Origin of the sequence: Pseudomonas sp. RW10S2 (genome assembly GCF_014268985.1) — a bacterium.
Taxonomy (GTDB): Bacteria; Pseudomonadota; Gammaproteobacteria; order Pseudomonadales; family Pseudomonadaceae; genus Aquipseudomonas; species Aquipseudomonas wayambapalatensis.
The window spans coordinates 1-17,670 of record NZ_JABWRO010000004.1 but is presented as its reverse complement, the minus strand read 5'-3'; the positions used below and the strand labels follow the sequence as shown (position 1 = coordinate 17,670).

At 63.1% G+C, this 17,670-nt stretch carries 21 protein-coding genes; 20 read left to right on the top strand and 1 reads right to left on the bottom strand.

All coding sequences use genetic code 11. The features are described from left to right. Window positions 1–9 precede the first annotated feature (9 nt). Window positions 10–918 carry a protein translocase subunit SecF gene (gene secF, locus HU729_RS01920; RefSeq protein WP_186708060.1) on the top strand — a complete coding sequence of 303 codons (909 nt, stop codon included), beginning with the start codon at window positions 10–12 and terminating at the stop codon, window positions 916–918. 121 nt (window positions 919–1,039) lie between these two features. Then, window positions 1,040–1,588 carry a glycine zipper 2TM domain-containing protein gene (locus HU729_RS01915; protein WP_186668241.1) on the top strand — a complete coding sequence of 183 codons (549 nt, stop codon included), beginning with the start codon at window positions 1,040–1,042 and terminating at the stop codon, window positions 1,586–1,588. Window positions 1,589–1,684: 96 nt separating this feature from the next. Here the strand turns inward: HU729_RS01915 and suhB are convergent, their stop codons facing one another. Then, a complete protein-coding gene (suhB, locus tag HU729_RS01910) occupies window positions 1,685–2,503 on the bottom strand; it encodes an inositol-phosphate phosphatase (RefSeq protein ID WP_186668239.1) in 819 nt (272 codons plus the stop codon). Window positions 2,504–2,654: 151 nt separating this feature from the next. Here suhB and trmJ point away from each other — a divergent pair, with 151 nt between their 5' ends. The 18 genes from trmJ to bamB all read left to right on the top strand — a co-directional run bounded on the left by trmJ (window position 2,655) and on the right by bamB (window position 17,609). After that, window positions 2,655–3,413 (top strand): tRNA (cytosine(32)/uridine(32)-2'-O)-methyltransferase TrmJ, encoded by a 759-nt coding sequence (gene trmJ, locus HU729_RS01905; protein WP_186668238.1) that lies wholly within the window; start codon window positions 2,655–2,657, stop codon window positions 3,411–3,413. A gap of 5 nt (window positions 3,414–3,418) precedes the next feature. Then, complete coding sequence (gene cysE / locus HU729_RS01900) at window positions 3,419–4,204, top strand: serine O-acetyltransferase (protein WP_054892548.1); 786 nt, start codon at window positions 3,419–3,421, stop codon at window positions 4,202–4,204. A gap of 167 nt (window positions 4,205–4,371) precedes the next feature. Further along, window positions 4,372–4,863 (top strand): Fe-S cluster assembly transcriptional regulator IscR, encoded by a 492-nt coding sequence (iscR, locus tag HU729_RS01895; protein ID WP_054892549.1) that lies wholly within the window; start codon window positions 4,372–4,374, stop codon window positions 4,861–4,863. A 41-nt stretch (window positions 4,864–4,904) separates the two neighbouring features. Beyond that, entirely contained in the window at window positions 4,905–6,119 is a 1,215-nt protein-coding gene (locus tag HU729_RS01890; protein ID WP_054925565.1) for an IscS subfamily cysteine desulfurase, read from the top strand. 46 nt (window positions 6,120–6,165) lie between these two features. Further along, window positions 6,166–6,552, top strand: coding sequence for a Fe-S cluster assembly scaffold IscU (gene iscU, locus HU729_RS01885; RefSeq protein WP_003443374.1), 387 nt, complete (start codon window positions 6,166–6,168; stop codon window positions 6,550–6,552). A 24-nt stretch (window positions 6,553–6,576) separates the two neighbouring features. Beyond that, window positions 6,577–6,900 (top strand): iron-sulfur cluster assembly protein IscA, encoded by a 324-nt coding sequence (gene iscA, locus HU729_RS01880; RefSeq protein WP_003248536.1) that lies wholly within the window; start codon window positions 6,577–6,579, stop codon window positions 6,898–6,900. 8 nt (window positions 6,901–6,908) lie between these two features. Continuing rightward, window positions 6,909–7,430, top strand: coding sequence for a co-chaperone HscB (gene hscB / locus HU729_RS01875; protein WP_186668236.1), 522 nt, complete (start codon window positions 6,909–6,911; stop codon window positions 7,428–7,430). Window positions 7,431–7,473: 43 nt separating this feature from the next. After that, the gene (gene hscA, locus HU729_RS01870; protein WP_186708058.1) at window positions 7,474–9,336 is read left to right on the top strand and encodes a Fe-S protein assembly chaperone HscA; all 1,863 of its coding nucleotides are present in this window, start codon (window positions 7,474–7,476) and stop codon (window positions 9,334–9,336) included. A 3-nt stretch (window positions 9,337–9,339) separates the two neighbouring features. Continuing rightward, the gene (gene fdx, locus HU729_RS01865; protein WP_134689986.1) at window positions 9,340–9,681 is read left to right on the top strand and encodes an ISC system 2Fe-2S type ferredoxin; all 342 of its coding nucleotides are present in this window, start codon (window positions 9,340–9,342) and stop codon (window positions 9,679–9,681) included. 10 nt (window positions 9,682–9,691) lie between these two features. Continuing rightward, on the top strand, window positions 9,692–9,892 hold the full coding sequence (iscX, locus tag HU729_RS01860; protein WP_027920277.1) for a Fe-S cluster assembly protein IscX: 201 nt from the start codon (window positions 9,692–9,694) through the stop codon (window positions 9,890–9,892). Window positions 9,893–9,979: 87 nt separating this feature from the next. Then, window positions 9,980–10,405: a nucleoside-diphosphate kinase gene (ndk, locus tag HU729_RS01855; protein ID WP_011532343.1), complete on the top strand. Its 426-nt coding sequence runs from the start codon at window positions 9,980–9,982 to the stop codon at window positions 10,403–10,405. Between the two features lie 28 nt (window positions 10,406–10,433). Beyond that, window positions 10,434–11,582 carry a 23S rRNA (adenine(2503)-C(2))-methyltransferase RlmN gene (gene rlmN, locus HU729_RS01850; protein ID WP_054892553.1) on the top strand — a complete coding sequence of 383 codons (1,149 nt, stop codon included), beginning with the start codon at window positions 10,434–10,436 and terminating at the stop codon, window positions 11,580–11,582. A 12-nt stretch (window positions 11,583–11,594) separates the two neighbouring features. After that, a complete protein-coding gene (gene pilW, locus HU729_RS01845) occupies window positions 11,595–12,356 on the top strand; it encodes a type IV pilus biogenesis/stability protein PilW (RefSeq protein WP_186708056.1) in 762 nt (253 codons plus the stop codon). Beyond that, complete coding sequence (locus tag HU729_RS01840) at window positions 12,353–13,360, top strand: RodZ family helix-turn-helix domain-containing protein (protein WP_186708054.1); 1,008 nt, start codon at window positions 12,353–12,355, stop codon at window positions 13,358–13,360. Before pilW ends, HU729_RS01840 begins: the two co-directional genes overlap by 4 nt. 3 nt (window positions 13,361–13,363) lie before the next feature. Next, window positions 13,364–14,473, top strand: a complete 1,110-nt coding sequence (gene ispG, locus HU729_RS01835) for a flavodoxin-dependent (E)-4-hydroxy-3-methylbut-2-enyl-diphosphate synthase (RefSeq protein ID WP_054892556.1) — start codon at window positions 13,364–13,366, stop codon at window positions 14,471–14,473. A gap of 24 nt (window positions 14,474–14,497) precedes the next feature. Continuing rightward, window positions 14,498–15,784: a histidine--tRNA ligase gene (gene hisS, locus HU729_RS01830; RefSeq protein ID WP_186668219.1), complete on the top strand. Its 1,287-nt coding sequence runs from the start codon at window positions 14,498–14,500 to the stop codon at window positions 15,782–15,784. 39 nt (window positions 15,785–15,823) lie between these two features. Continuing rightward, on the top strand, window positions 15,824–16,465 hold the full coding sequence (locus HU729_RS01825) for a tetratricopeptide repeat protein (RefSeq protein ID WP_054892558.1): 642 nt from the start codon (window positions 15,824–15,826) through the stop codon (window positions 16,463–16,465). Between the two features lies 1 nt (window position 16,466). Continuing rightward, window positions 16,467–17,609, top strand: a complete 1,143-nt coding sequence (gene bamB / locus HU729_RS01820) for an outer membrane protein assembly factor BamB (RefSeq protein ID WP_288377005.1) — start codon at window positions 16,467–16,469, stop codon at window positions 17,607–17,609. Window positions 17,610–17,670: the final 61 nt, after the last annotated feature.

The window sequence follows — 17,670 nt, the reverse complement described above, 5'->3', positions numbered from 1 at the left end:
GGAGCTGCGATGAAAACCATCAACTTCATGGGCGTGCGCAACGTTGCGTTCGCCGTCACTGTCCTGTTGACCGTACTGGCGCTGTTCAGCTGGTGGCACAAGGGCTTGAACTTCGGCCTGGACTTCACCGGCGGTACGCTCATCGAGCTGACCTACGAGCGTCCGGCCGACCTCAAGGCGGTGCGTGCCGAGCTGGTCGAGTCCGGCTTCCACGAGGCCATCGTGCAGAGCTTCGGTGCCACCACCGACCTGCTGGTGCGCATGCCTGGCGACGACCCGCAACTGGGCAATCAGGTTGCCCAGGCGCTGCAGAAAGTGGGCGGCGACAACCCGGCCACCGTCAAGCGTGTCGAGTTCGTCGGCCCGCAGGTCGGTGAAGAACTGCGTGACCAGGGCGGCCTGGGCATGCTGCTGGCGTTGGGCGGGGTACTGATCTACCTGGCGTTTCGCTTCCAGTGGAAGTTCGCGGTGGGGGCGATCGTCTCGCTGATTCACGACGTGATCGTGACCGTGGGCATCCTCTCGTTCTTCCAGATCACCTTCGACCTGACGGTGCTGGCGGCGGTGCTGGCGATCATCGGCTACTCGCTCAACGACACCATCGTCGTGTTCGACCGGGTGCGTGAGAACTTCCGCGTGATGCGCAAGGCCTCGCTGATCGAGAACATCAACGTCTCGACCACCCAGACCCTGCTGCGTACCATCGCCACGTCGGTGTCCACCTTGCTGGCGATCGCTGCGCTGCTGTTCTTCGGTGGCGACAACCTGTTCGGCTTCTCCCTGGCCCTGTTCATCGGTGTCATGGCGGGTACCTATTCGTCGATCTACATCGCCAACGTGGTGCTGATCTGGCTGAACCTGAACAGCGAAGACCTGATCCCGCCGGTCAAGGCCGAGGGTGTGGACGACCGTCCGTAAGGGCTTGTCCTGCGCCGTTTGGCGTAAAGGGAGGCGCGAGTGTTGAACTCGCGCCTTTTTTTTTGCTCCAAGGCATGGAGAAGGCGGGCAATGTCCCGCGGGTATGATCAGGAGATTCCACGTGAACAAATCAATGCTGGTGGGTGCGGTTTTGGGTGCTGTCGGTGTTACAGCCGGAGGTGCTGTGGCGACCTACAGCTTGGTGAACAAAGGGCCGGAATATGCCCAGGTCACTGACGTACAGCCGATCAAGCAACAGGTGAAGACACCGCGCGAAGTGTGCAAGGACGTGACCGTGACGCGCCAGCGTCCGGTGCAGGACCAGCACCAGATCGCAGGTACCGTGGTGGGCGCCTTGGCCGGGGGGCTGCTGGGTAACCAGATCGGTGGCGGCACCGGCAAGAAGATCGCAACGGTGGCCGGTGCGGTCGGTGGCGGTTATGCCGGCAACAAGGTGCAGGAGGGCATGCAGGAGCGTGATACCTACACCACCACGCAAACGCGCTGCAACACGGTCAACGACGTCAGCGACAAGGTGGTGGGTTACACCGTGAAGTACACCATCGGTGATCAGGCGGGTGTGGTGAAGATGGATCACGAGCCGGGCTCGACCATCCCGCTGGACAAGAATGGCAAGCTGATACTGAGCCAGGCACAGCCAGGGCAGTGACCTGCGTGCCGGCCCCATTGCGGGTCGGCAGGGTTGTGGAAAACAGGCATAAAAAAGCACCCCGAGGGGTGCTTTTTTTGCATCTGGAGCCTTGGCTCAGCGCTTCAGGTTCTCTGGCAGGTGCGGCTGGATCGCAGTCAGCACCGCCTTGAAGCACTTGATGTTGCCGGCAACGATGTGGCCTTTGTCGAGGAAGTCATGGCCACCGTTGAAGTCGCTCACCAGGCCGCCTGCTTCCTGGATCAGCAGTACGCCTGCAGCCATGTCCCACTCGGACAGGCCCGACTCCCAGAAGGCGTCGAAGCGGCCTGCAGCAACGTAGGCCAGGTCCAGGGCGGCGGAGCCGGCGCGGCGGATGCCGGCGGTCTGGCCGGTGAGGGCGCGGAACATGCCGAGGTAGTTGTCCAGGTCAGCCATCTGGTTGTCGCGGAACGGGAAGCCGGTACCCAGCAGGGCGCCTTCCAGGCTGGTGCGCGAGCTGACGCGCAGGCGACGACCGTTGAGCTGGGCGCCACGACCGCGGCTGGCGGTGAATTCTTCCTGGCGGACCGGGTCGACGATGACCGCGTGCTCGAGACGGCCGCGGTATTTGCAGGCGATGCTGACCGCGAAGTGCGGAACGCCACGCAGGAAGTTGGTGGTGCCGTCCAGCGGATCGATGATCCACAGGTAGTCCTTGCCTTCCTCGCCGGAGCCGGCGTGCAGGCCAGTCTCTTCACCCTGGATCGAGTGGTTCGGGTAAGCCTTGCGCAGGGCGTTGACGATGGTCTGCTCGGCGGCGCGATCGACCTCGGAGACGTAGTCCTTGGCCTCTTTCTCGTCGACCTTGATGCTGTCCAGGCGTTCGATGGAGCGGAAAATCAGTTCACTGGCGCTGCGAGCGGCGCGCAGGGCGATATTCAGCATAGGCTGCATGGGCGTTTCACCTGGAGATGTTAAAGAAGAAAGCCGCATAGTCTATCAGAAAACTGTTCCGGCAGAAGGGTGACATTCGCATTCGTGGCGTTACGCCCGTCGCTTAGGTAAGATCGTTCCCCCCTTTATAGGCATCCGTGAGCTCGACACCTTGCTGCAGAATATTCGTGTTGTTCTGGTCAATACCAGCCACCCCGGCAACATCGGCGGCGCTGCTCGTGCCATGAAAAACATGGGCTTGTCGCGCCTGGTGCTGGTTCAGCCACTGGATTTCCCCGCTGCGGACGCCAGCGCTCGTGCCTCCGGCGCCGACGATGTGCTGGACGGTGCCGTTGTGGTCGATACGCTCGAGCAGGCGCTGGCTGGCTGCAGCCTGGCGATTGGTACCAGCGCCCGTGACCGCAGCATGCCGTGGCCGATGCTCGACCCGCGCGAATGCGGGGTGCAGAGCGTCGCGCGTGCGGCCGCCGGCGAGGAGATCGCCCTGGTGTTCGGTCGCGAACATGCAGGCCTGACCAATGACGAACTGCAGCGATGTCACTTCCACGTGCACATTCCATCGAACCCCGACTTCAGCTCGCTGAATCTTGCTGCCGCAGTCCAGGTGCTCGCCTACGAGGTGCGCACCGCATGGCTGGCGGCGCAAGGTGCGCCGGCGAAGGTCGAGAAGGTCGATGCCAGCGACGAGCTGGCCACCCTGGACGAAATGGAGCTGTTCTACGAACACCTGGAAAAGACCCTGGTGGACATCAGCTTCCTCGACCCTGAAAAGCCCAAGCACCTGATGGCGCGTCTGCGCCGGTTGTATGGGCGCAGCTCGGTCAATCGTTCGGAAATGAGCATTTTGCGCGGCATCCTCACCGAGACTCAGAAAGTCGCCCGGGGTGATGCGCACAAGCGGAAGGACTAGAAACAATGTTCGAGCGTCTGCGTGAAGATATCCAGAGTGTGTTTCATCGTGACCCCGCGGCACGCAATGCCTTTGAGGTGCTGACCTGCTACCCCGGGATGCATGCCATCTGGCTGCATCGACTGGGCAATGCGCTGTGGAAGCGCGACTTCAAGTGGCTGGCGCGCCTGGTGTCGAACTTCGGGCGCTGGATGACCGGCATCGAGATCCACCCCGGCGCCACCATCGGCCGGCGTTTCTTCATCGATCATGGCATGGGCATCGTCATCGGCGAGACCGCCGAGATCGGCGATGATGTGACGCTCTATCAGGGCGTGACCCTCGGCGGCACCAGCTGGAACAAGGGCAAGCGACACCCGACCCTGGAAAACGGCGTAGTGGTGGGGGCGGGCGCCAAGGTGCTCGGCCCGTTCACGGTGGGCGCCGGGGCCAAGATCGGCTCCAATGCGGTGGTGACCAAGGCCGTGCCGGCCGGTGCCACGGCAGTCGGGATCCCGGGGCGGATCATCGTCAAGACCGAAGACAGCGAGGTCGAGGCCAAGCGCAAGGCCATGGCCGAGAAGATCGGCTTCGATGCCTACGGCGTCAGTGGCGACATGCCCGACCCGGTGGCGCGCGCCATCGGCCAGATGCTCGACCACCTGCAGGCGGTCGACGAGCGCCTGGAGGGCATGTGCGGGGCGCTGACCAACCTGGGCAGTGACTACTGTGCCAAGGCCTTGCCGGCCCTGCCGGAAGAGGACTTCGCCGAGGTCAAGCAGGCTGCGCAGAGCGACACTCCGTCGCATTGATTACGCCGGGCTGATACACGGGGCGTGTGCTCGCGCCCCTTGTCTGCTATCATCGCGCCCGCTTCCCGCGTGCAAGCCCGACTAAAGCACTAGGTCTTATAGTTGACTTAAATGCTCGGGAATCGCATACTCGCACACATCCTGTAACTCCCGTGGTACCCATAGCCATGCGATTGACTACCAAAGGCCGTTACGCCGTCACCGCCATGCTCGACCTGGCGTTGCACGCGCAGCATGGGCCGGTATCCTTGGCCGACATTTCCGAGCGCCAGGGCATCTCCCTCTCCTATCTGGAACAGCTGTTCGCCAAGCTGCGCCGCAGCAGCCTGGTTTCCAGCGTGCGCGGTCCGGGTGGCGGCTACCAGCTGTCGCGGGGCATGGAAACCATCCAGGTGGCGCAGGTAATCGACGCGGTCAACGAGTCGGTAGATGCCACTCGCTGCCAAGGCCTCGGGGATTGCCACGCCGGTGATACCTGCCTGACCCACCACCTGTGGTGCGACCTCAGCCAGCAGATCCACGAATTCCTCAGCGGCATCAGCCTGTCCGACCTCGTCATGCGCCGCGAGGTGCAGGAAGTCGCCCAGCGCCAGGACCTGCGCCGAGTCGCCGGTCGCGTTGCCCAGCTGGACAAGATTGAGACGTCCGCCGTCGACTGATGCAGCGACGAGCGACGCCAACGCCTGATAGGAGATACTCAATGAAGTTGCCGATCTACCTCGATTACTCCGCGACCACCCCGGTCGATCCCCGCGTCGCCCAGAAGATGGCCGACTGCCTGCTGGTCGACGGAAACTTCGGTAACCCGGCCTCGCGTTCCCACGTGTTCGGCTGGCGCGCTGAAGAGGCGGTCGAGAATGGCCGCCGCCAGGTCGCCGAGCTGATCAATGCCGACCCGCGCGAAATCGTCTGGACCAGCGGTGCCACCGAGTCCGACAACCTCGCGCTCAAGGGTGTCGCGCACTTCTATCAGACCAAGGGCAAGCACATCATCACCTCCAAGATCGAGCACAAGGCGGTCCTCGACACCGCTCGCCAGCTCGAGCGCGAAGGTTTCGAAGTCACCTACCTCGAACCCGGTGAAGACGGCATCGTCACCCCGGCGATGGTCGAGGCCGTGCTGCGCGACGACACCATCCTCGTCTCGCTGATGCACGTGAACAACGAAGTCGGCTCGATCAACGATATCGCCGCCATCGGTGAACTGACCCGCTCGCGCGGCGTGCTGTTCCACGTCGATGCCGCGCAGTCGGCCGGCAAGGTCGAAATCGACGTGCAGAAGACCAAGGTCGACCTGATGTCGTTCTCGGCGCACAAGGTCTACGGCCCGAAGGGCATCGGTGCGCTGTACGTCAGCCGCAAGCCGCGTGTGCGCCTGGAAGCCATCATTCACGGCGGTGGCCATGAGCGCGGCATGCGTTCGGGCACCCTGCCGACCCACCAGATCGTGGGCATGGGCGAGGCCTTCGCCATCGCCAAGCAGGAAATGGCCGCTGAAAACGTGCGCATCAAGGCGTTGAGCGATCGCTTCTTCAAGCAGGTCTCCGACCTTGAAGAGCTGTACGTCAACGGCAGCCAGACCCAGCGCGTTCCGCACAACCTGAACCTGAGCTTCAACTACGTCGAAGGCGAGTCGCTGCTGATGTCGCTCAAGGACATCGCCGTATCGTCCGGTTCGGCCTGCACCTCCGCGTCGCTCGAGCCTTCTTATGTACTGCGCGCCCTGGGCCGCAACGACGAGCTGGCGCACAGCTCGATCCGCTTCTCCTTCGGTCGCTTCACCACCGAGGAAGAAGTTGACTACGCCGCGCAGGAAGTCTGCAAGGCCGTGAACAAACTGCGCGAACTGTCGCCGCTGTGGGACATGTACAAAGACGGCGTCGACATCTCCAAGATCGAGTGGGCCGCCCACTAAGCAGTCGCCAGCAAGAGCGGCTCCCTGATGAGGAAGGAATTGCACCATGGCATACAGTGAAAAGGTCATCGACCACTACGAAAACCCGCGCAACGTCGGCAAGATGGACGCCGAAGACCCGGACGTCGGTACCGGCATGGTCGGCGCCCCGGCGTGCGGTGACGTGATGCGTCTGCAGATCAAGGTCAACGAGCAAGGCATCATCGAAGATGCCAAGTTCAAGACCTACGGCTGCGGTTCGGCCATCGCCTCCAGCTCCCTGGCCACCGAGTGGATGAAGGGCAAGACCCTGGACGAAGCCGAAACCATCAAGAACACCCAGCTGGCCGAAGAACTGGCGTTGCCGCCGGTCAAGATCCACTGCTCGGTACTCGCCGAAGATGCCATCAAGGCAGCCGTTCGCGATTACAAGCAGAAGAAAGGCTTGATCTAAGTCGCCGCGAGGTAAGGAGTTCCGATGGCTATCAGCATGACAGAAGCCGCCGCCAACCACATTCGCCGCTCCCTCGACGGGCGCGGCAAGGGTGAAGGCATCCGCCTGGGCGTGCGCACCACCGGCTGCTCGGGCCTGGCCTACGTGCTGGAGTTCGTCGACGAGCTGGCCGACGAGGACCAAGTGTTCGAGAACCATGGCGTGAAGGTCATCATCGACCCGAAAAGCCTGGTGTATCTCGATGGCACCGAGCTGGATTTCGTCAAGGAAGGGTTGAACGAAGGCTTCAAGTTCAACAACCCCAACGTGCGCGGTGAGTGTGGCTGCGGCGAAAGCTTCAATGTCTGAGGCTTGACGTGGGTACTCCTTGCCATTTCGCCCTGTTCGACCTGCAGCCGGGCTTTCGCCTGGACCTCGACAAGCTGGCCACCCGTTATCGTGAGCTGGCCCGCGAGGTCCATCCAGACCGCTTTGCCGACGCCTCCGAGCGTGAGCAGCGTGTTGCCCTGGAAAAGTCCGCAGCACTCAACGACGCCTACCAGACGCTGCGCAGCGCGCCGCGTCGTGCGCGTTACCTGCTGGCCGTCAGCGGCCACGAAGTGCCCCAGGAAGTCACGGTCCACGACCCCGACTTCCTGCTGCAGCAGATGCAGTGGCGTGAAGAACTCGAAGAGCTGCAGGACGAAGCCGACCTCGACGGTGTTGCCGTGTTCAAGAAGCGCCTGAAGGTCGCCCAGGACACGCTCAATGAGGATTTCGCCGCCTGCTGGGATCAAGCTGCCGAGCGCGACAAGGCCGAGCGCCTGATGCGCCGCATGCAGTTCCTCGACAAGCTCGCCCAAGAAGTGCGCCAACTCGAAGAGCGCCTCGACGATTAACCCCGGCGTTGCCCGTGATGACGCCTAAGGTATTCAGATAAGCATGGCCCTACTGCAGATCGCCGAACCCGGTCAGAGCCCCCAGCCGCACCAGCGTCGCCTGGCGGTGGGTATCGACCTGGGTACCACCAACTCTCTCGTCGCTGCAGTGCGCAGCGGTCGCAGCGAGCCCCTGCCCGACGCCCAGGGCAATGTCATCCTGCCGTCCGCCGTGCGCTATTTGCCAGGGCACTGCGACGTCGGCCAGGAAGCTCGTGACGCAGCCTCCAGCGACCCGCTGAACACCGTGCTTTCGGTCAAGCGCCTGATGGGTCGCGGTCTTGCGGACGTCAAGCAACTGGGCGAGCAACTGCCTTACCGCTTCGTTGGCGGTGAATCGCACATGCCATTCATCGACACTGTCCAGGGGCCGAAAAGCCCGGTGGAGGTGTCGGCCGACATTCTCAAGGTCCTGCGCCTGCGCGCCGAGCAAACCCTCGGTGGCGAGCTGGTGGGTGCGGTCATCACCGTGCCGGCCTATTTCGACGACGCCCAACGCCAGGCCACCAAGGACGCGGCGCGCCTGGCCGGCCTGAGCGTGCTGCGCCTGCTCAACGAGCCGACCGCTGCCGCCGTGGCCTATGGCCTGGACCAGAACGCTGAAGGCGTGGTGGCGATCTTCGACCTGGGGGGCGGCACCTTCGATATCTCGATCCTGCGCCTGACCGCGGGCGTCTTCGAAGTGCTGGCCACGGGGGGGGACACTGCCCTGGGTGGCGATGACTTCGATCACGCCATCGCTGGCTGGATCATCGAGCAGGCCGGTCTGTCCGCCGATCTCGACCCGGCTACCCAGCGCCAACTGCTGCAGACGGCCTGTGCCGCCAAGGAAGCCTTGACCGATGCCGACACCGTCAGCGTCGCCCACGGCGCCTGGCAGGGTGAGCTCAGCCGTGCCGCCTTCGAAGCCATGATCGAGCCACTGATCGCCCGCAGCCTCAAGGCCTGCCGCCGCGCCGTGCGCGACAGCGGTGTCGAGCTGGAAGAGGTCGGTGCCGTGGTGATGGTCGGTGGCTCGACCCGCGTGCCGCGTGTACGCGAAGCCGTTGGCACGCTGTTCGGCCGCACTCCGCTGACCTCGATCGATCCTGACCAGGTCGTGGCCATTGGCGCCGCGATCCAGGCCGACACCCTGGCCGGTAATCGCCGCGAAGGTGGCGAATTGTTACTTCTGGACGTCATCCCGCTGTCGCTGGGTCTTGAGACCATGGGCGGGCTGATGGAAAAGGTGATTCCGCGCAACACCACGATTCCCGTGGCTCGTGCCCAGGAGTTCACCACCTACAAGGATGGCCAGTCGGCCATGATGATTCACGTCCTGCAGGGCGAGCGCGAGCTGATCAGCGACTGTCGTTCGCTGGCCCGCTTCGAGCTGCGTGGCATCCCGGCGATGGTGGCCGGTGCAGCGAAGATCCGCGTGACCTTCCAGGTCGATGCCGACGGTCTGCTCAGCGTCGCGGCCCGCGAGCTGGGCTCGGGCGTGGAGTCGAGCATTCAGGTCAAGCCGTCCTACGGCCTGACCGATGGCGAGATCGCCCGTATGCTCAAGGACTCCTTCGAGCACGCAGGCTCCGACAAGCAGGCGCGCCAGTTGCGCGAGCACCAGGTCGATGCCGAGCGCTTGCTCGAAGCGGTGCAGGGCGCCCTGGATGCCGACGGCGAGCGTCTGCTCAGCGCTGACGAGCGCGAGGCCATTGCCTTCCAGATGCAAGAATTGCGTGATTTGCTCACCGGCACCGATGGCGCGGCCATCGAGCAACAGACCAAGCGTCTGTCGCAGGTGACCGATGCCTTTGCCGCCCGTCGCCTTGATTCGACGGTCAAAGCCGCACTGGCCGGGCGCAACCTGAATGAGATCGAGGAGTAACCGATGCCCCAGGTGATTTTCCTGCCGCATGAGAAGTTCTGCCCGGATGGGCTGGTGGTCGAAGTGGAGCCAGGCACCAACATTCTGGAGCTGGCCCACGAACACCATATCGAGATGGAAAGCGCGTGCGGCGGCGTGTGTGCCTGCACCACCTGCCACTGCATCGTGCGTGAAGGTTTCGACTCGCTGGAAGAAGCCGACGAGCTGGAAGAAGACATGCTGGACAAGGCCTGGGGCCTGGAAGCGCAGTCTCGCCTGGCGTGCCAGGTGATCGTGGGTGATGAAGACCTCACCATCGAGATTCCGAAATACTCGCTCAACCACGCTGCCGAAGCGCCGCACTGAGGTTTTCAGCATGAGCCTGAAATGGATTGATGTACTTGAGATCGCCATCCAGCTTGCGGAAAGCAAGCCAGACGTCGATCCTAAATATGTGAATTTCGTCGATCTGCACCGTTGGGTGCTGGCTTTGCCAGAGTTCAGCGACGATCCGTCACGCGGCGGTGAGAAAGTGCTCGAGGCCATCCAGGCGGCCTGGATCGAAGAAGCCGACTGAGCGTCTCTGCAGGTTAGGCAATCCCCTGGAACCCGCGTATAATTCGCGGGTTTAATTTTTCGCAACACTCAAATTCTGGAGTTTTCCATGGCTGTTCAACGTACTTTCTCCATCATCAAGCCTGACGCAGTTGCCAAGAACGTCATCGGCAAGATCACCACTCGCTTCGAAGAAGCCGGCCTGAAAATCGTCGCTTCGAAAATCAAGCAGCTGTCCAAGGCCGAAGCCGAAGGCTTCTACGCCGAGCACAGCGCTCGTGGCTTCTTCGGTGATCTGGTTGCCTTCATGACTTCCGGTCCGGTCGTCGTTCAGGTGCTGGAAGGCGAGAACGCCATCGCTCTGAACCGTGAGCTGATGGGCGCCACCAACCCTAAAGAAGCCGCTCCAGGCACCATCCGTGCCGACTTCGCCGAGTCGATCGACGCCAACGCCGTTCACGGTTCGGACTCCGAAGCCGCTGCAGCTCGCGAAATCGCTTACTTCTTCGCTGCTACCGAGGTAACCACTCGCTAAGCGAAAGCTTACGAGTGAGGGTGAATCCATGACGACATCTACTGGCAAAATCAACCTGTTGGGGCTGACCCTGCCGGAAATGGAACAGTTCTTCGACTCGATCGGGGAGAAGCGCTTCCGTGCCGGTCAGGTGATGAAATGGATTCACCATTTTGGCGTGTCCGACTTTGCGGACATGACCAACGTCGGCAAGGTCTTGCGCGAGAAGCTCGAGGCCGTTGCCGAGATTCGCCCCCCGGAAGTGGTCAGCGAGGACATTTCCGCCGACGGTACCCGTAAATGGGTAGTCCGCGTTGCCTCCGGCAGCTGCGTCGAGACCGTCTACATTCCCACCGACGACCGAGGTACCCTCTGCGTTTCGTCGCAAGCCGGCTGTGCCCTGGACTGCAGTTTCTGCTCCACCGGCAAGCAAGGCTTCAACAGCAACCTCACCGCCGCCGAAGTGATTGGCCAGGTGTGGCTTGCCAACAAATCCTTCGGGACCGTCCCGGCCAAGATCGACCGCGCTATCACCAACGTGGTCATGATGGGCATGGGCGAGCCCTTGCTGAACTTCGACAATGTCATCGCCGCGATGAAGATCATGATGGACGATCTGGGCTATGGCATCTCCAAGCGTCGCGTCACCCTGTCCACTTCGGGTGTCGTGCCGATGATCAATGAGTTGGCCAAGCACATCGACGTGTCGCTGGCGCTGTCGCTGCATGCGCCCAACGACGCGCTGCGCAACCAGTTGGTCCCGATCAACAAGAAGTACCCGCTCAAGATGCTGCTCGAGTCCTGCATGGGCTATATGTCCACGCTCGGCGGCAAGCGGGTGCTCACCATCGAGTACACCCTGCTCAAGGACGTCAACGATCAGCCTGAGCATGCCGCGCAGATGATCGAGTTGCTGCGTGACGTGCCGTGCAAGATCAACCTGATTCCGTTCAACCCGTTCCCGCACTCCGGTTACGAGCGTCCCAGCAACAATGCGATCCGTCGCTTCCAGGATCTGCTGCACCACGGCGGCTTCAACGTCACCACCCGCACCACCCGCGGCGAAGATATCGACGCGGCCTGTGGTCAGCTGGTGGGGCAGGTCATGGACCGCACTCGCCGCAGCGAGCGCTACATCGCCGTGCGCCAGATCAACGCCGATGGCAGCGAGCTGCAAGACAGCGCTGCGCGCCACTGACGGAAGCCGCCGATGACCCTGCGCGCCGCGCTGTCGATGCTGTCGCTTTTGCTGCTGGCCGGCTGCGTGTCCGGCGGTGCAGGTGATCCGCTGTCCAGCCGACAGGGCAGGGCGGAGGCAGGGCGTGCCTATGTGCAGTTGGGGCTGGGGTATTTGCAACAAGGCATGACTGAGCAAGCCAAGGCCCCGCTGGCCAGGGCGCTTGCGTTGAACAGCCACGATGCCGATGCACACGCCGCCCTGGCCCTGGTCTTCCAGGCCCAGGGCGAGCCCGATCTGGCCGATGGCCATTTCCGCGAAGCCTTGTCGCAACGCCCGAATGACACGCGGATTCGCAACAACTTCGGCAGTTTCCTATATGCTCAGGGGCATTTTCGCCAAGCAGAACAGATGTTTCGCCAAGCTGCTGCCGATACCCTGTATCCTGAACGTTCCCGGGTATACGAGAACCTTGGCCTGACCGCCCTCAGGCAAGGGCGTCGCGAGCAGGCTCACGAATACCTGGACAAGGCCCTGCAGCTCGATCAGCGGCAACCACGAGCGCTGCTGGAAATGGCTGAGTTGTCCTACGAAAACAGGCATTATGTGCCGGCCCGGGACTATTTCGAGCGCTTCAGCCAGCATGGCGATCACGACGCTCGCAGCCTGCTGTTGGGCAGCCGCCTCGCCCGAGTCTTCGAAGAGCACGGCACCGCAGCCGAGCTGGGCCAGAAATTACAACGACTTTATCCCGGTACGCCGGAATATCAGCAATACCTGTCGGAGCAACGATGAAAGCCGCGCACCCCGAAGCAGCAGCAGCGATTCAGCAGAATCCAGGTGATATCTTGCGCCAGGCCCGCGAGAACCGGAACTGGTCGCAGGCCGAGGTCGCCCGTAAGCTGAATCTCACGGTCACTTCGCTGAACAACCTGGAAACCGGCGCCTTCGACAAGCTTCCCGGACACACCTTCGCGCGCGGCTATATCCGTGCTTACGCCAAGCTCATGGACATGGACCAGGCGCCGCTCGTCGAGGCTTTCGACCAGATCACCGGGACTCACGCCAAGGGCAGCGAAGTACATGCCCTTGGTCGTATCGAGGAGCCAGTGCGCCTTTCGCACAATATTCTGCGTGTCGTCAGCCTGTTGCTGCTGGTGGCCGTGGTCGGTGGCGGGTTCTTCTGGTGGCAGGACCAGAGCAGCCTGCGTGGCAAGGACCTGGCCAAGATCGCCCTGGAGCATGTCGAGGTCGAAAGCGCCGACGGCACCACGCAGATCCACCCGCTCGATGAGCCGGAAGATCAGGCCGTGACTGCGGGCCAGCAGCCAGAGAGCGCGCCACTGCCGCTTGAGCAGGCTACGACCGAAGCTGCCGCCGAGGCTGCTGAACAGGGCACCCCGGGCACCGCAGCATCCGCCGCCGCTCCAGCCGCTCCGGTTGCCCAGGCTCCTGCCCAGACGCACGCGCCCGCCACCGCGCCCGCACCAACCGCACCGGCCACCCACGCCGTACCGACTGCGCCAGTTGCCAGCGAGCCTGCCGTGGTTGCTGCGGGCGATGGGAAGATCGCCATTCAATTCACCGCCGATTGCTGGACCCAGGTCACCGATGGCAACGGCAAGGTGCTGTTCAGCGCGATCAAGCGCAAGGGTGACAGCCTGGAACTGACCGGCAAGCCGCCGTTCGCGGTCCGCCTGGGCTTTGCCCGCGGCGCTCAGGTCAGCTACAACGGTCAGGCCGTCGATGTCGCCCCGTTCACCAGTGGCGAGACCGCTCGCCTGAAGTTGGGACAGTAAGTCATGCACGGCGAATCTCCGATCAAACGTCGCGAATCCCGCAAAATCTGGGTCGGCAATGTGCCGGTGGGTGGTGATGCACCCATCGCGGTACAGAGCATGACCAACACCGACACCAATGATGTCGCCGCCACCGTTGGGCAGATCCAGCGCCTGGTCGATGCTGGCGTCGACATCGTCCGCGTCTCGGTGCCGGACATGGACGCGGCCGAAGCCTTCGGCAAGATCAAGCAATTGGTCAGCGTGCCATTGGTCGCCGACATCCATTTCGACTACAAGATCGCCCTGCGCGTCGCCGAGCTTGGTGTTGACTGCCTGCGCATCAACCCGGGCAACATCGGTCGCGAAGACCGTGTGCGCGCGGTGGTCGATGCCGCTCGCGACCGTGGTATCCCGATTCGTATCGGCGTCAACGCGGGTTCGCTGGAAAAGGACCTGCAGAAGAAGTACGGCGAGCCGACCCCGGCAGCGCTGGTGGAGTCGGCGCTGCGCCATGTCGAGCACCTTGACCGCCTCGACTTCCAGGACTTCAAGGTCAGCGTCAAGGCCTCCGACGTGTTCATGGCCGTCGAAGCCTACCGCCTGCTGGCCAGGCAGATCGTGCAGCCGCTGCACCTGGGCATCACCGAAGCCGGTGGCCTGCGTTCGGGGACGGTGAAATCCGCTGTCGGCCTCGGTATGCTGCTTGCCGAAGGCATTGGCGATACCATTCGCATCTCCCTCGCTGCCGATCCGGTCGAGGAAGTGAAAGTCGGCTACGACATTCTCAAGTCGCTGCACCTGCGTTCCCGTGGCATCAACTTCATCGCCTGCCCGAGCTGTTCGCGGCAGAACTTCGATGTGGTCAAGACCATGAACGAGCTGGAAGGGCGTCTGGAAGACCTGCTGGTGCCGCTGGACGTCGCGGTGATCGGCTGCGTGGTCAACGGCCCGGGCGAAGCCAAGGAATCCCACGTCGGCCTGACCGGTGGTACCCCCAACCTGGTGTACATCGATGGCAAGCCGGCGCAGAAGCTGACCAATGACAACCTGGTCGATGAGCTGGAAAAGCTCATCCGCCAGAAAGCGGCCGAGAAGGTCGAGGCCGACGCGGCGCTGATCGCCCGCGGCTGATACACAGATTCGTAAGGACTTTTCGTGAGCAAATCGCTGCAAGCCATCCGTGGCATGAACGACATCCTGCCCGAGCAGTCGCCCCTGTGGCGCTACTTCGAAGGCACCGTGGCCGGCCTGTTGGACGGCTACGGCTACAGCCAGATCCGCACGCCGATCGTCGAGTTCACCGAGCTGTTCAAGCGCTCGATCGGTGAAGTCACCGATATCGTCGAAAAAGAGATGTACACCTTCCAGGACAACAAGGACTCGCTGACCTTGCGCCCGGAAGGCACTGCCGCGTGTGTGCGTGCGGTGCTCGAGCACGGCATCATCGGCAATGGCCAGGTACAGAAGCTCTGGTATGTCGGCCCGATGTTCCGCCACGAACGCCCACAACTGGGGCGTTATCGCCAGTTCCACCAGATCGGCGTCGAGGTGTTCAACCTGGCCGGTCCGGACATCGACGCCGAGCTGATCCTGCTCACCTGGCGCCTCTGGGCGCGCCTGGGTATCCAGGACGCGGTCACACTCGAACTCAACAGCCTGGGCACTAGCGAAGCCCGTGCGCGCTATCGCGACGCGCTGGTCGAGTTCCTCAGCGAGCGTATCGATCAACTGGACGACGACAGCAAGCGTCGCCTGAAGAGCAACCCGCTGCGCATCCTCGACAGCAAGAACGAAGGCACCCAGGCCGCTCTGGTGGGCGCACCGAAGCTCGAAGAGTACCTGGACGAAGAGTCCCGCGTGCACTTCGAGGGCGTGAAGGCCCGCCTCGACGCTGCCGGTATCCCGTTCGTGATCAACACCAAGCTGGTGCGTGGCCTGGACTACTACAGCAAGACCGTGTTCGAGTGGGTCACCGACAAGCTCGGTGCCCAGGGCACTGTCTGTGCTGGTGGCCGCTACGATGGCCTGGTCGAGCAGATGGGCGGCAAGCCGACGGCTGGCGTGGGCTTCGCCATGGGTATCGAGCGACTGCTGCTGCTGATCGAGACGCTGGGCCAGGTGCCCGAGTCGATCAGCCGTACGCTGGATGTCTACCTGTGCGCCTTCGGCGAGCAGGCGGAGCTGGCGGGCCTGAAGATCAGCGAGCAACTGCGCGATCGTCTGCCGGGCCTGCGCCTGGCGGTCAACGCCGGTGGCGGCAACTTCAAGAACCAGTTCAAGAAGGCCGACAAGAGCGGGGCGCTGTTTGCCCTGATCCTGGGGGACGACGAACTGGCGCAACAAGTGGTAGGTTTCAAGCCCCTGCGTGGCCAGGGCGAACAACAGAACATTGCCTGGGATGCTCTGGCCGAGCACCTGCAAGCTGCTCTCGCGCAGGCGTGAAGCGGTCAAACAGCCGAATTGCTGAAAAGGAGTATTGGGGTGTCGAGTACCGATGATGATGGCCTGGCCGCAGCCAAGGACTGGTGGAACCGCAACGGCAAGCCGCTGCTGACCGGTGCCCTGCTCGCCGCTGCGGTGGTGATGGGCTGGCAGGCCTGGCACAAGTACCAGAGCAACCAGTCGCAAGGCGCTTCGGCGCTGTACCAGGCGTTGCTGGAAACTACCCTGACGCCTGACGGCAAGCCGGATGCGACCAAGGTCGCCGAGCTGTCCGGCAAGCTCAAGAGCGAATTTGGCGGTTCGGCCTATGCCCAGTACGGCAGCCTGTTCGTGGCCAAGGTCGCGGTCGACAGCGGCAAGCTGGACGACGCCGCCGCCGAGCTCAAGAGCGTGATGGACAAGCCGGCCGATGCCACCCTCGGCGAGATCGCGCGCCAGCGTCTGGCCCGTGTGCTCGCTGCCCAGGACAAGGCCGAGGAGGCCCTCAAGCTGCTCGACGGTGACGCCGACAAGGCGTTCCTGGCCAGTCGTGAGGAGCTCAAGGGTGACTTGCTGGTCCAGTTGGGCCGTGCCGACGATGCCCACGGTGCGTATGAAAAAGCCAAGGCCGCGCTGTCCGACGACGCCGCGATCGGTGGCCTGCAACTGAAGCTGGATGACCTGGCCAAAGGGGACGCGTGAAGTGACCGGTTGGAAACAAGCAGCAGTGCTCGCCCTGGCCGTGCTGGCCGCGGGTTGCAGCAGCAACAGCAAGAAGGAACTGCCCCCGGCCGAACTGACCAAGTTCACCGAAGAGGTGGTGCTCAAGAAACAGTGGAGCCGTTCGATCGGTGACGGCCAGGGTGACAAGTACAACACCCTGGTGCCGGCCATCGAGAACGACCGCATCTACGCTGCCGATGTCAACGGCAAGGTCTTCGCGCTGAACCGCAGCAACGGTGACGTGGTGTGGAAGAAGGACCTGGACGTACCGGTTTCCGGCGCTGTCGGCGTGGGTTACGGCCTGGTGATGATGGGCACCCTCAAGGGTGAAGTCATCGCACTGGACTCCAGCACCGGTGAAGAGCGCTGGCGCTCGCGCGTCACTAGCGAAGTGCTGGCTCCGCCAGCGACCAACGGTGACGTGGTGGTGGTGCAGACCCAGGACGACCGTCTGATCGGCCTGGACTTCAACACCGGTGATCGCCGCTGGATCTACGAGAGTTCGCCAGCAGTGCTCACGCTGCGTGGTACCGGCGCGCCGATCGTGACCAACCGCCTGGCGGTGGCTGGTCTGTCCACCGGCAAGGTGATCGCGGTCGACACGCAGAACGGCGTGCCGGTGTGGGAGGCCCGCGTGGCCGTTCCGCAGGGCCGTTCCGAGCTGGACCGTGTAGTGGACATCGACGGTGGCTTGCTGCTGTCCGGTGGTACCCTTTACGTCACCAGCTACCAGGGTCGCGTCGCGGGCCTGGACCTGGAAAGCGGTCGCGTGCTGTGGCAGCGCGATGCCTCCAGCTATGTGGGTGTCGCCCAGGGCTTTGGCAACGTCTACGTGAGCGAGGCTTCGGGCACTGTCGAGAGCATCGATGAGCGTTCGTCTTCGGCGCTGTGGACCAACGACTCCATGGCCCGTCGCCAACTGTCGGCGCCGGAAGTGTTTTCCAGCTATGTCGCGGTAGGTGACTTCGAGGGTTACCTGCACCTGCTCAGCCAGGTCGATGGTCGCTTCGTCGGCCGTGAGCGTATCGACAGCGATGGCCTGCGCGCCCGCCCCCTGGTGGTCGGCGACACCATTTATGTCTATGGCAACAGCGGCAAGCTCGAGGCACTGACCATCCGCTGAAGCTATGCTTGAGACCGTCATCGGTTTCAGGCTGCGGCGCAGGAAGCGCCGCCCGAACTCC